This window comes from Arenimonas sp. SCN 70-307, assembly GCF_001724815.1.
Lineage (GTDB): Bacteria > Pseudomonadota > Gammaproteobacteria > Xanthomonadales > Xanthomonadaceae > Arenimonas.
In genome coordinates this window covers 88,424-100,410 of sequence record NZ_MEDO01000003.1, presented here as the reverse complement: position 1 = coordinate 100,410, position 11,987 = coordinate 88,424, and the positions used below count along the sequence as shown (strand labels likewise).

Sequence of the window (11,987 nt, the reverse complement as noted above, 5' to 3'; positions counted from 1 at the left end):
CCTAGAGCGCGTCCACCGGCAGCTTGAGGTAGCGCACGCCGTTGGCCTCGGGCTCGGGCAGGGCGCCGGCGCGGATGTTCACCTGCACGGCCGGCAGGAGGAGGGTGGGCATGGACAGCGTGGCGTCGCGCTCGGTGCGCAGCTTGACGAACTGCGCCTCGTCCACGCCCAGGCGCACGTGGATGTTCTTGTGTTTCTGCTCGCCGATGCTCGATTCGCAGCGCGGCTCGCGCCCGCCCGGGCCGTAGTCGTGGCAGACGAAGACGCGGGTGTCGTCGGGCAGCGAGTACAGCCGCTGGATCGAACGGTAGAGCGTGGCCGCGTCGCCGCCCGGGAAGTCGCAGCGCGCGGTGCCGCCGTCGGGCATGAACAGCGAGTCGCCGGTGAACAGCGCGTCGCCGACGAGATAGGCCACCGAGTCGTTGGTGTGGCCGGGCACGGGAATCACCCGAGCGCCGATGGCGCCGATCGAAAACACCTCGTCGTCGGCGAACAGGTGGTCGAACTGCGAGCCGTCCACCGGGAAATGCTCGCCGAGGTTGAAGATCGGCCGGAAGGTCTTCTGCACCTGGCGGATGCCTTCGCCGATGGCCAGCTTCGCGCCGGGCAGCTGCACGCGCAGCCAGTGGCCGGCGCTGAGGTGGTCGGCGTGGGCGTGGGTCTCGAGGATCCAGTCCACCTGCAGGCCGCCGACGCGCACGGCGTCGAGCAGGGCCTGGGCGCTGGTGGTGGCGGTGCGGCCGGACTTGGGGTCGAAATCGAGCACCGGGTCCACGAGCGCGGCGCGGCCGCTGGCCGGGTCGCTGACCAGGTAGCTCCAGGTGCCGGAGTCGGCGTGGTAACGGGCTTTCACGTCCGGGTGGCGCATGGGGCTCTCCGCGCGGTTCGACCCCGCGATTATGGCAGGGCGGGGCGGGGGCTTGACTTCATCGTTTACAGGCGTAATCTGAGGAAAAGTTTACGGATGTAATCGTATGCAGGTCAGTGAAGCCGAAGCCGTGGTGATGCAGGCGCTGTGGCGGGAAAGCCCGCTCGCCGCCGAGGACGTGGTGGCGGCCGTGGCCGCCGGCCAGGGCTGGCAGGAGGCGACGGTCAAGACCCTGCTCAACCGCCTGCTCAAGAAGGGCGCCATCCGCGCCGAGCGCGACGGACGCCGCTATCTCTACGCGCCGGTGCTGCGCCGCGAGGACTGGCTGCGCCAGGAAAGCCAGGGCTTGCTCGACCGCCTGTTCGGCGGCCGGGTCGCGCCCCTGGTGGCCCACTTCAGCGCGCAGCGCAAGCTCAGCAAGAAGGACGTGGCCGAACTGCGCCGCCTGCTCGAGGAACTCGACGATGGCCAGTGAACTCCTGCTGGAAGCCAGCCTCGCCCTGACCGGCGCCCTGGTGCTGGTGCTGGCCTTGCGCGTACCGGCGCGGCGGCTATTCGGCGCCACCGCCACCTATGCACTGTGGTGGCTGGTGCCGGCCGCGCTGGTGGCGGTGTTGCTGCCGGCCGCGCCCGAGCCGGTGATGCCGGTGCTGGTGCGCGCCACTGCCGTGCCAATCGACGGCGCCGGCACCGTGGTCGCCGCCGCGACGACCGGCACCGACCTCGTGGCCTGGCTGGCGCCGCTGTGGCTGGCCGGCGCGCTGGCCATGCTGGGCTGGCAGCTGTGGCTGCAGCGCCGCTTCCACGCCGGCCTGGGCCCGCTCACCCGGCGTCCGGACGGGCTTTACCAGGCGCTGGCCACGCGCGGCCTGCCGGCGGTGGTGGGCCTGCGCCCGCGCATCGTGCTGCCCGGCGACTTCGAGCAGCGCTACCAAGCGATCGAGCGCGATCTGGTGCTGGCGCACGAGCGCGTGCACCTCGAGCGCGCCGACCTGCCGGCCTGCGCGCTGGCCGCGCTGCTGCGCACGCTGTTCTGGTTCCACCCGCTGGTTCACCTCGCGCTGCCGCGCTTCCGCCAGGACCAGGAACTGGCCTGCGACGCGGTGGTGATGCAGCGCCATCCCGCGCATCGCCGCCACTACGGCGACGCGATGCTCAAGACCCGCCTCGCCGACCAGGCCCTGCCGCTGGGCTGCCACTGGTCCGGCCTCGATCCCCTCAAGGAGCGAATCGCCATGCTCAAGCAACCACTGCCGTCCCGTACCCGCCAGGCCACCGGCCTGCTCCTCGCCCTGCTGCTCGGACTGGCCGCGGCGGCCGTCGCCTGGGCCAGCCAGCCGGTGTCGGCCCGCGACGGCGATATTCCCGCCGGCATGGTGCGCATGACGCTGCAGGTGAAGGTCGACGGCGAGCAGGCGCGCGGCACCCGTGCCGTGCTGGCCCCTGGCCAGGCCCACAGTGAAAACTTCGAGCACGCCGGCCAGGCCTGGGAAACCACGTGGACGGTGAACCCGCTGGCCGACGGCACCTTCGACGTGCAGGCCCGGCTGGTGCGCGACGGCGAAGTCGTGGGCGAGCCGCGGATGGTCACCCGCGAAGCGGCCGCCATCGGCATCGGCGAGCAGCAGCCCGGGGGTGGCTTCAAGGGCATCGAGATCGAACTGGCCTTCACCGCCGGTCCGCCGCCGGAGGGCATGGCGGCCATCGGCATCGAAGGCGAGGTGCCGGCCTATCCCAAGGCCGCGGCCGAGGCGGGCGAGGGCGGCATGGTGATGCTGCGCGTGCTGGTCGGCACCGACGGCAGCGCGCGCGAGGTGCACTACGTGCCGGAGAAGAGCACCGTGCCGGCCGACGCCGAGATCACGCGCAACACGCTGCAGGCGGCGCGTGGCTGGAAGTTTTCGCCGGCCATCAAGGACGGCCAGCCCGTCGAGGGCTGGGTGCTGGTGCCGGTGAAGTTCGAGCCGCCGTCGCCCGGGGCCTGAGGCTCAGGGGACGAGCGCGTCTTCCAGCAGGCCGGCCAGGCGGCTGGCCGCGAGGCGGATGCGCTGCTCGGCCAGCGGACGATGCTGGTCGAGGTAGGCGTCGGTGATGCGGCGGCGCGGCGGGTAGATCGACTCGCTCTGGATCAGCCGGCAGGACTCGAGCGTCCAGGCCTGGGCCGGATTGCCCACCGCCGGCACCGGGTCGGCCGGCAGCGGCGGCATCGCCGCGAGCCGCTCGGCGTAGGCCGCGTTGTCGAGGTTGGCGCTGCGCAGCAGCCAGTAGTCCCACACGCCGTGCAGGTTGGTGCCTTCGCCCTGGGGCGAGCCCTTGCCGCGGTAGTTGAGCTGGAAGTCGTTGCCGCCGCGGTCGTGCGGATGGCCCGCGTGCATGGGCTGGTGCGCGTCGCCGACGAAATGTACGAGGAACTTCAGCGCCTCGATGCGCTTTTGCCGCGGCTGCGAGGCATCGGCCAGCACGGCGCGCTGGGCGTTGATGGCGCCGATCACGCATTCGCCGTCCGGGCAGTCGCGCGCCGGGGCGTAGTCGCAATCCTTGCCGGGGATGTTGACGTAATGCCAGCGGCGGCTGAGCACGCCCAGCGGCGTTTTTTCGGCGCGGATCTCGTCGGCCCAGGTGGCCACGCCGGCCAGGGTGGGCGTGGCCTCGTCGGCCAGCAGCTCGCGCACCTGCGCCTGCGCGGCCGGACTGAGCTGGCGCTCGGCCAGTTCGCCCACGAGTTCATGGCCCTGCCGGCTCCAGGCCTGGGCAGCGGGGACGGCCAGCGCGAGGGCCAGCGAGGAAGCGAGGAGGAGGAGGCGGTTCATGGCCGCGGACTTTACGCCAGCGGCCATGAATTTCGCCATCACGGGGCTCAGAACGACCAGACGAAGGCCGCGCCGTAGACCATCGGGTCGATGTTGACGGTGCCGACGGCGGCGCCGTCCACCTTCACGTCGGTGTCGATGTCGATGTAGCGGGCGTCGATGCGCAGCCACTTGTTGCTGCCGACCTCGATGTCGACGCCGGCGTGGCCGGCCAGGCCCCAGGACGAGTCGAGCGAGAGCTCGGTGCCGGCCAGCGGGCCGCGGGTCTCTTCCTCGAAGAACACCGTGTAGTTCACGCCGGCACCGAGGAACGGGGTGACCTTGGAGTCGTTGCGGAAGTGGTACTGCAGGCTCACGGTCGGCGGCAGGTGCTTGGTGGAGCCGGCGTTGGCGCCGTTGAGCCGGATGTCGTGCTCGAAGGGCAGGGCGGCCAGGATCTCGAGGCCGAGCCTGTCGGTCAGGAAGTACTCGGCGGTGATGGTCGGGCGCCAGTCGTCGCCGACGTCGGCGTCGAGGGCGCCGCCGGCCAGGGAGCCGTTGCCCGACTTCGGGGCGACCACGTGGGCGCCGACCGAGAAGGTCCAGTCGCCCTTTTCGACGGCCAGGGCGGGGGTGGCCAGGGCCAGGGCGGCCAGGGCGAGCGGTGCGAGGATGAGCTTGCGCATGGGGGAACTCCGGTTTTGGGAAGGACTGGCGACAGTGTCCTCCCGGGCCCGGAGGGGCTCCTTGAGAATGGTCAAATCGGCGCCTGGCGGCGGTCGCGGCTGGGACCGGCGGGCCGGCGTTGGTAGAATGCGGGGTTTACAACCACCCATTCCCGGCCCCCCGGCCGGACCCAGGAGACGCCATGTCCATCAAGGTCGCCATCAACGGCTACGGCCGCATCGGTCGCAACATCCTGCGCGCGCTGTACGAGGCCAAGCGCAACCACGAGATCACCATCGTGGCGATCAACGACCTGGGCGACGCCGAGACCAATGCCCACCTGACCCAGTACGACACCGCCCACGGCAAGTTCCCGGGCACCGTGTCGGTGGACGGCGGCGACCTGATCGTCAATGGCGACCGAATCAAGGTCTGCGCCGAGCGCGACCCGGCCAAGCTGCCCTGGGGCGAGCTGGGCGTGGACGTGGTGCTCGAGTGCACGGGCCTGTTCACCTCCAAGGCCAAGGCTTCGGCGCACATCGCCGCCGGCGCGAAGAAGGTGATCATCTCGGCCCCGGGCGAGAAGGACGTGGACAACACCATCGTCTTCGGCGTGAACCACGGCAACCTCAAGGCCTCGGACACCGTCATTTCGAACGCTTCGTGCACCACCAACTGCCTGGCGCCGCTGGCCAAGGTGCTGCACGAGAAGATCGGCATGGTGCACGGCCTGATGACCACCATCCACGCCTACACCAACGACCAGGTGCTCACCGACGTCTTCCACAAGGACCTGCGCCGCGCCCGTTCGGCCACCCAGTCGCAGATCCCGACCAAGACCGGCGCCGCCGCGGCCGTGGGCCTGGTGCTGCCGGAGCTCAACGGCAAGCTCACCGGCTTCTCGATGCGCGTGCCGACCATCAACGTCTCGGTGGTCGACCTGAGCTTCGTGGCCGCCCGCGCCACCAGCAAGGAAGAGATCGACGCGGTGGTGAAGGCCGCCTCGGAAGGCGAGCTCAAGGGCATCCTGGGCTTCAACACCAAGCCGCTGGTGTCGGTGGATTTCAACCACGACCCGCACAGCTCGGTGTACGACGCCACGCTGACCCAGGTCATGGGCGGCACGCTGGTGAAGGTCTGCTCGTGGTACGACAACGAGTGGGGCTTCTCCAACCGCATGCTCGACACCACGCTGGCGCTGATGGCCGCCAAGTAATTCGTGGCGGCGTCAGCCCCGCGGCGCTAGACCAAAGACCCCGGCTCCGGCCTAGGCGTTCAATTAACATGTTGGCGCAAAAGCAATTTGGCCGGTCCCAACAATCCCCCAAAGTCGATCCTGGCTTTGGGGGATTTTTTTTGGGCTTTCCGGATATGAGTGTTGATCCGACTGACAGGCGCTGGCCTGACCTAGGTTCAGATGCTGGGACGCCGGCGTGGCTCACGGGGAAGGCGCCCCCCCCCTAGGGCTGGATTTCTGGTCCGCCAGTTAGTTGAACGCCCCCGGCCAGACCACCTACGATGGCCAGGCCTTCACGACTCGCAGGTACGAATGAGACTGATCGTCGCTGCCCTCGCTTGCCTGCTCGCCCTACCGCCTGCATCCGCATCGAATCCGGGCTCGGCTCGCTTGGATCCCATTGCGTCGATCCTGGAGCGCCCGGACGGGCAGATCGACCTCTTGGAGGCCAAGCTGGCCATTGATCGCCTGATTTCGCCGGAGATAGACGCGGAGGCAGTCCGCCTGCAGATTGACGCCTTGGTCACCAGCGTGAAGGGCCGAATTCCAGCCGGCGCTTCGAACCTCGCCAAGCTCAATGTGCTGCTGTCGACCTTATATGAGCCAGGCCCCTGGAATGGCGGCAGGCCGTTCCAGTACGACTTGGATGACCCGCTGGGCCGAAACCTTCAGAACAAGCTGCTCTCGGTCTATCTGACGACCCGCAAGGGAAACTGCGTCTCGATGCCGATCCTCTTCGCGATCGTCGGCCAGCGCCTAGGCCTGCCAGTGACTCTCGCTACCGCACCCAGCCACGTGCTGGTCAAGTTCCGCGGTGATGATGGTGCTTGGCTGAACGTAGAGGCCACGGCGGGCGGCTTCAAATACGATAGCAGCTACGAACGTGAGACCGGCATCTCACCCCGGGCCATCGAAACCGGGATTTACCTGCGGCCGCTCAGCCGCCGGGAATCCGTGACGGTAATGATGAGCTCTTTGATGGAGCACTACGGCAAGGCCGGCCTGCATGCCCAGCGCATCGCAGCGGCGGACCTGGCCCTCAAGGTCGATCCGCGCGATGTGGTGGCCATGCAGCACAAGGGCGCGGCTTACTACCTGATGTTCCAAGAGAAGTTCGTCAGCCGGTACCCGGACCCAAACCAGATCCCCGCCGACCAGCGGGCTGAATTCTTCTCGATTAGCCAGGAGAATCTCCGCTGGTATGCTGAGGCCGAGCGGCTCGGCTGGACGCCACCGTCGGAGGAGCAGGAAGCACGATACTTGGAATCGATTCGACGCGAGAAAGAGAGCCGAGAAGCGAGGAGGTAATCAATGAGATTTATGAAGAGTTTCTTCGTTGTCAGCGCCCTAGCCTTCGTGTGCGGCAGCGCACATGCTCGATTTCTGTCGGTTGACCCGGTCAAGACAGATCAAAGAGATGGAGCGAACTTCAACCGCTACTGGTATGGAAACAATAATCCGTACAAGTTCGTTGACCCCGACGGGCGGGAGGTCAAGCTTCAGTGGCACCCTGTCGTAGGCAGCGCAAACCATACCCTTGTAAGGATAACGCCGGAGAATCAGGCGGCATACTCGAATGACGCAAGATTCAACAACGTCGACGAGAGCGGCCGACGTTATGCGACGCTTGGCGCCGGGCCCGAAGGAGGGCGACTTGTTAGCAACGTCAATCGAGAAAGCGACGCGGCCCCGCATACGGGTGGAATAAAGATTGACACCCCCGCCTCATTTCAGTCTGAAGATCAGTTCATCTCCGGCCTGTTTGAAGCGGACAGCAACTACGGAGACAACCTGGACTACGATCTTTTCCCGGCAGCTGAGGGGAAAGGCTCATATTTTGTCGCTGATGATGGCTACAACTCCAATTCCTACGTGTCCGGACTACTTGGGGCAACTGGCGCTGACGCGCCGCAACCTCCAGTCACTACACCTGGCTACGACAAGCCGGTTCCAGAGAAAGAATTCAAGCCGGACCCGAAGAAGTGACCGCTGACAGACTTTTGATGCGCCACCCGATCTTGCTTTCCCACATTGTTGGAATGCTCATGGTTTGGATCGCCATGAGCTTCCTCGGAGGCTACGATGGCTCGCCATTCGCGTCTTTTCTGTTTTTCTTTGGCCAGGTATTCAGCTTCTTTCGCTGGCTCATCATCGAGATAGCCTTCTCGATTACCGGCGGTGAATTCGTTAAGAACTTGGGCCAATGGGTTCCGGGCTTTCTCGCGCTCGGTTTCGCACACTGCACCGACCTGCTGATTTTTTCTCGTCGCGCTAGAGACTGAGTTGAATCACCCCCATTCTCTGGAGGGCGTTTCGTTTTTGGTCACTCCTCCAGCCAGGGCCACCTGTGGCAGCCTCCACTAGGCCGAGCTGCTTCCTAATCGCTTTCCAGCGCCCTCAGTGTCGCGTCGCGACCCCGTCCCTTCCGCGTCGGGACCGGGTATCCGAACTGCAAGAAGAGGTGCGCGACACGAATAGTGCGATGGGCGGGCCCCAACTCCCCTGGCCGCAGGTGCTCGGTGTCAAATGCGCACTCGGCGGGGAACAGCGCCGAGGGTTCGTGCAGCCAATGCCCCTCAGGGTTGGCCACCATGCGCAGCAAGGCAGCCGTCGCGGGTTGCTTCAAGCTGCGCCTGAGCGACGCAAGGCCGTCGGCAGGGTCAGAAATCAGGATCGCCGACATGACCGCGACCGCCTGGCCATGGCTGTAGCGTCCCGTTACGAAACGCATCAGGCCATTGGTGCCGTAGTACTTTTTGCGTGACTCGGCAAGGTGGCCGACCCGCTTGAACTCGAAGACCAAGCGCAGGCTGCGTGCCTCATCGTTCCAGGCGTACAGGATGTCGGTGCGCGTTTCGTCCGTAATCTCTCCGGACTCGAAGTCCACATCGTTGTCGACGCCCTCGGCGCCCCAGTAGCCAAGCAGCCCGAGCTGCCGGGCGGTGACCCGCTCCGCATGTTGCTTGAGCACACGGGTCAGTTTGGGTTCCGGGACGCCCGGGCCGAAGTGCGGCCGATCGCGGGACGCGAGGGTGGTCCAGCTGGCATGAACGGCGCTGACGGCGCGCTGAGCCTCGGCATGTGGAAAGGCGGCGAGCCACCCCAGGCCGGCCGTCATGCGGCGGCCGCCTCGCGCGAGGCGCGTCGCTGGACTTGCCGGACAATGCGCTCGGCATCGCGCAGGGCGGTGCGCAGCAACCAGCCGCCCCGGGTCAGGGGGCGCACCAGGTACAGCCCGCGCGGCGTCCACAGCATCTGATCGGGAATCAAACTCAACCCGTAGGGACGCTGAACGACGTCAAGCGCATGTCGACGTAGGGCCTGCAATGTTTCCTGTACGAGGGCGTCGTCCACGCTGCAGCTGACATCCGCCGGCGACGTGCCCTCCGACAGGTACTGAACGCGCACCACGCCAACGCCTCCCGTTCGGCCTGGATCGGTCGCGACGACGGCGACAGCGAAGTGACCCACGCCACCCATGCGTTCCCGCCACATCGTCAGGGTGTCCCCCAAGGCCTTAGCGTAGTAATCCAGCGTCTCGACCGATGCTCGGTGTTGGATCGGGGTGAAGAGCGCCTTGTGGCTGCGTGGCCGGATGGACGGCATCAGCAATGCCACGGATTCGCGCACGAGGGTGCGTTCCGTCGGCGAAAGACCGAAGTAGTCGAACACGAGTTCGTCCAACGCCCCCCGCTCCTCCTGGAAGCGCATGGACTGGGCATGTGGCGATGGCAGACGCTCCAATTCGCGCGAGAACGCAGCCGCACGCTCGAGCGCAGCCTGTGCGTGCGCCGGGTCCGGCGCTTGCTCTGGCGTGAAGAACGGGAACGCTTCAATGTCATCCAGATGGACGCCATTTCGCTCCGACAGCATCTTGGTGCACGTCAGCATCAGGAAGTAGCGCGCCAGGCTTGAGCGCAAGAAGATCGCGACGAATCGCAGCAGCGCTTCATCCTCGCGCGGGCCCGCAATGACACCGATGGAGCTCTTGAAGGAGAGTTGGCCGTCCACAAAGACCGCCCGCACGTTGTGCTCGCCCCGTGAGAACCCGTCGGGATAAAGCACGCGGGGGCCGTCAAACACCGGAAGTACGGCGTCCAGGCCCACCACGGTGCGCTGGTCGGCTGGCCAGTCCCCCTTCGCACTGGCGTGCAGCACCGGTACGCCGCCCTTGAGGCCTTCGGTGCTGACATAGGGCATTTCCCGCAGCGGCCCCGAATCGACTGAGCTACGTCCTCGATCGACGAAGTGCACCCCTTTGCGGTTGCGCCAGCGAGCCTGCTTTCCGCCCCTCCAGAAGTCGCCCAGCGTGCCCCCCAGCGAGAGACGGGTCAGCAGGTCCAGGTCATTCGCATCGCCCCACATGAACGTTGTGAGCAGCGAGGGATCTTCTTGCGCGGCCTGAGTCTGCAGCTCGTGTCGATCCGCCGACTGGAGCGTCAGCCGACCGAAGCAAAGGCTCAGATCGGCCTTGGGCACGCAATAGTCAAAGGTCTCGGTGAACGAGACCCGGCCGATCTGCGCGGCAGGGCGGCGCTTGGCCACCAGTACATGACAGGTGTTTTCGGCCGTGGGAAACAGCAGGCCCTGCAAATCGCCAAAGTTGATCAGCCGACGCGGCTGGATGCGATCAAACAAATAGGGCAAATAGCGCTTGGCGCCGGCGCCGAGCAACTGAGTGATCGGCAGGATCAGGCACAACGTACCGCCCTCGACAAGGAAATCAAGGGCGCGTACGGCATAGACTCCGGCCAACTGGCGCAGCACCAAGGGCATCTGCACCGAATCGGCATAGTCGTCCGACGATTTCGCATCCCCGGACGCCTCCTTCCAAGGGGGGTTGGAAACACACGTCGTGAATCGCTTGCCGGCAAACGGATGCGCGTCACTGAAGAAGTCGGCCGATGCGCCGTCGCACAGGTTGCTGCCACGCAGGCGCGGCAGCTTCACGTCGTCCCGCTCTTGCGCCTCCAGCACGTCAGTGGGATCGAGGCCTTCCAGCAGGGACAGATAGAGGCTGAAGGCTGTCACGCGACACGCCATCGGATTCGTGTCGCCGCCAAAGATATGGCGCAACAGCAGGTCGCGACGGGCGGCGAAGCCGAGCGGACGTTCCAGCCTGGCCTCACTCAATGCGATTAACTTGCGGTAGGCGGTAGTCAGCAGAATGCCCGATCCGCAGGCCCCATCGAAGATGACCTCCTTGAGCGGGTCGGGGGATGCCGCGAAGGCCTCATCAATGGTCAGCGTCGCCAAATGGCGGGGCGTGTAGTAAGCGCCGTCCTCGGCCTGTTCCTTTGCCGTGAGGAAGGACTCGTAGAGGCCCGAAAGCAGTTCGACCGGGATGAAGCTGAAGTCGTAGTTCCACAGGTCGCCCTGGCCGTTGTCCAGGTCCACGCGGCTCAGGAAGCGGTCAAGCAGCTCGTAGCCTGCGTCCGGCAGCGCATCCCAGGGATCCACGACAGCCGGCGCGGAAGGATCACCCGCCGGCTCCGGCGCCTTCAGGAAGTCGCCGTTGAAGTCTGCGCGAAGCTGCCCGATCAGCCCGGCCACGCCGGCTCGATCGCGCGCGCTCACCAAGGCATGCAGCGTCCCCACCCCGCGGCGCGTGCGATAGACATCACTGACGATGTTGCGGTGCTCGAGGTAGGAGACGAACAGGACCTGGCCCATGAGCGTTTGCGCCTGCGGGCGGTCCAAGCCGGCCGCCACCAGCTGACGAACGGCCGCCGAAAGGTTGTCAAGCAACTTGCGATCCACCCGCGCCTTGGCATCAAACCAGGCAGGGAGTCGCTTCGACAGATCCGAAGACCGCACCTCTGCCGCAGAGAACGGGCCATCCGGCCGGGCCTGGGCCAGATCGAGCGGCTGCTCGGCACGCCGCAGGCGACGAACGGGCAGGGCCGAGGCGCGATTGCCCTCTACGGCGATCACCACGCTGGCCAGATTCTGATTCCAAAGGCGCTGGCGCACGCCATCGAGCTCAGCTTCCGTCAGCGGGCGGCCGTCGCGCTCGCACACGAAAACCACGGTCGGCACGCCTTCGACGTCGAAAACCGCCTGCGCCTGGATGGCGCCCTGCGGCTGCAGCATGGCGTGCATCTCCAGCGCATATGGATGCGCCGGCGAAATATGGTCGCCCGCCCGGTGCAGCGCCTCCGCCTCGGCGCTGTAGCCCAGTCGATCCAGCCATTGTGAGAGGTGGTCCGCAGACATCTGTGAGCCCAGCTCCTTCCTCACTGAACCGTACCGGAAAATCCCTGCTTGCCAAGATACATCATTAGCGTAGTATACGCAATACACGGACTCTACGTGTTTAATTGGACCTACATATTTCATGGGGACTGTCTCAGCCATCAGCCAGCCCGCGTTCGCGCTCGAGGAGCGCCTGCGTTTCGTGGAGGTTGTTCTGCTCTGGGAGGGCCTG

11 protein-coding genes are annotated in these 11,987 nt (G+C 66.2%); 6 read left to right on the top strand and 5 right to left on the bottom strand.

What is annotated here, in order from left to right; all coding sequences use genetic code 11:
- Position 1 precedes the first annotated feature (1 nt).
- The gene (locus ABS41_RS02400) at positions 2-868 is read right to left on the bottom strand and encodes an MBL fold metallo-hydrolase (RefSeq protein ID WP_290590000.1); all 867 of its coding nucleotides are present in this window, start codon (positions 866-868) and stop codon (positions 2-4) included.
- Positions 869-974: 106 nt separating this feature from the next.
- On the opposite strand from ABS41_RS02400, the gene ABS41_RS02395 reads away from it, so the two are divergent.
- Positions 975-1,343 carry a BlaI/MecI/CopY family transcriptional regulator gene (locus ABS41_RS02395; protein ID WP_290589997.1) on the top strand — a complete coding sequence of 123 codons (369 nt, stop codon included), beginning with the start codon at positions 975-977 and terminating at the stop codon, positions 1,341-1,343.
- Positions 1,333-2,853 (top strand): TonB family protein, encoded by a 1,521-nt coding sequence (locus ABS41_RS02390; protein ID WP_290589994.1) that lies wholly within the window; start codon positions 1,333-1,335, stop codon positions 2,851-2,853. Before ABS41_RS02395 ends, ABS41_RS02390 begins: the two co-directional genes overlap by 11 nt.
- A 3-nt stretch (positions 2,854-2,856) precedes the next feature.
- On the opposite strand, the gene ABS41_RS02385 is transcribed toward ABS41_RS02390, so the two are convergent.
- Positions 2,857-3,678, bottom strand: coding sequence for a S1/P1 nuclease (locus ABS41_RS02385; protein ID WP_290589991.1), 822 nt, complete (start codon positions 3,676-3,678; stop codon positions 2,857-2,859).
- Positions 3,679-3,725: 47 nt separating this feature from the next.
- Positions 3,726-4,343, bottom strand: coding sequence for an OmpW family outer membrane protein (locus tag ABS41_RS02380; protein ID WP_290589988.1), 618 nt, complete (start codon positions 4,341-4,343; stop codon positions 3,726-3,728).
- 182 nt (positions 4,344-4,525) lie between these two features.
- Here ABS41_RS02380 and gap point away from each other — a divergent pair, with 182 nt between their 5' ends.
- The 4 genes from gap to ABS41_RS02360 all read left to right on the top strand — a co-directional run bounded on the left by gap (position 4,526) and on the right by ABS41_RS02360 (position 7,842).
- Complete coding sequence (gene gap, locus ABS41_RS02375) at positions 4,526-5,539, top strand: type I glyceraldehyde-3-phosphate dehydrogenase (protein ID WP_290589985.1); 1,014 nt, start codon at positions 4,526-4,528, stop codon at positions 5,537-5,539.
- A 333-nt stretch (positions 5,540-5,872) separates the two neighbouring features.
- A complete protein-coding gene (locus ABS41_RS02370; RefSeq protein WP_290589982.1) occupies positions 5,873-6,868 on the top strand; it encodes a transglutaminase family protein in 996 nt (331 codons plus the stop codon).
- 3 nt (positions 6,869-6,871) lie between these two features.
- Entirely contained in the window at positions 6,872-7,546 is a 675-nt protein-coding gene (locus ABS41_RS02365; protein WP_290589979.1) for an RHS repeat-associated core domain-containing protein, read from the top strand.
- 17 nt (positions 7,547-7,563) lie between these two features.
- Positions 7,564-7,842, top strand: coding sequence for a hypothetical protein (locus tag ABS41_RS02360; RefSeq protein WP_290589976.1), 279 nt, complete (start codon positions 7,564-7,566; stop codon positions 7,840-7,842).
- 95 nt (positions 7,843-7,937) lie between these two features.
- Here the strand turns inward: ABS41_RS02360 and ABS41_RS02355 are convergent, their stop codons facing one another.
- Together ABS41_RS02355 and ABS41_RS02350 are read right to left on the bottom strand one after the other, a co-directional pair.
- The gene (locus ABS41_RS02355) at positions 7,938-8,678 is read right to left on the bottom strand and encodes a hypothetical protein (protein WP_290589973.1); all 741 of its coding nucleotides are present in this window, start codon (positions 8,676-8,678) and stop codon (positions 7,938-7,940) included.
- Complete coding sequence (locus tag ABS41_RS02350) at positions 8,675-11,776, bottom strand: N-6 DNA methylase (protein WP_290589970.1); 3,102 nt, start codon at positions 11,774-11,776, stop codon at positions 8,675-8,677. The genes ABS41_RS02355 and ABS41_RS02350 overlap by 4 nt, the downstream gene beginning before the upstream one ends.
- Positions 11,777-11,987: the final 211 nt, after the last annotated feature.

Excerpts from the sequence above, each read along its gene's own strand:
- ABS41_RS02400 (WP_290590000.1), bottom strand. The coding sequence starts at position 868 with ATGCGCCACCCGGACGTGAAAGCCCGTTACCACGCCGACTCCGGCACC.
- ABS41_RS02395 (WP_290589997.1), top strand. The coding sequence starts at position 975 with ATGCAGGTCAGTGAAGCCGAAGCCGTGGTGATGCAGGCGCTGTGGCGG.
- ABS41_RS02390 (WP_290589994.1), top strand. The coding sequence starts at position 1,333 with ATGGCCAGTGAACTCCTGCTGGAAGCCAGCCTCGCCCTGACCGGCGCC.
- ABS41_RS02385 (WP_290589991.1), bottom strand. The coding sequence starts at position 3,678 with ATGAACCGCCTCCTCCTCCTCGCTTCCTCGCTGGCCCTCGCGCTGGCC.
- ABS41_RS02380 (WP_290589988.1), bottom strand. The coding sequence starts at position 4,343 with ATGCGCAAGCTCATCCTCGCACCGCTCGCCCTGGCCGCCCTGGCCCTG.
- gap (WP_290589985.1), top strand. The coding sequence starts at position 4,526 with ATGTCCATCAAGGTCGCCATCAACGGCTACGGCCGCATCGGTCGCAAC.
- ABS41_RS02370 (WP_290589982.1), top strand. The coding sequence starts at position 5,873 with ATGAGACTGATCGTCGCTGCCCTCGCTTGCCTGCTCGCCCTACCGCCT.
- ABS41_RS02365 (WP_290589979.1), top strand. The coding sequence starts at position 6,872 with ATGAGATTTATGAAGAGTTTCTTCGTTGTCAGCGCCCTAGCCTTCGTG.
- ABS41_RS02360 (WP_290589976.1), top strand. The coding sequence starts at position 7,564 with ATGCGCCACCCGATCTTGCTTTCCCACATTGTTGGAATGCTCATGGTT.
- ABS41_RS02355 (WP_290589973.1), bottom strand. The coding sequence starts at position 8,678 with ATGACGGCCGGCCTGGGGTGGCTCGCCGCCTTTCCACATGCCGAGGCT.
- ABS41_RS02350 (WP_290589970.1), bottom strand. The coding sequence starts at position 11,776 with ATGTCTGCGGACCACCTCTCACAATGGCTGGATCGACTGGGCTACAGC.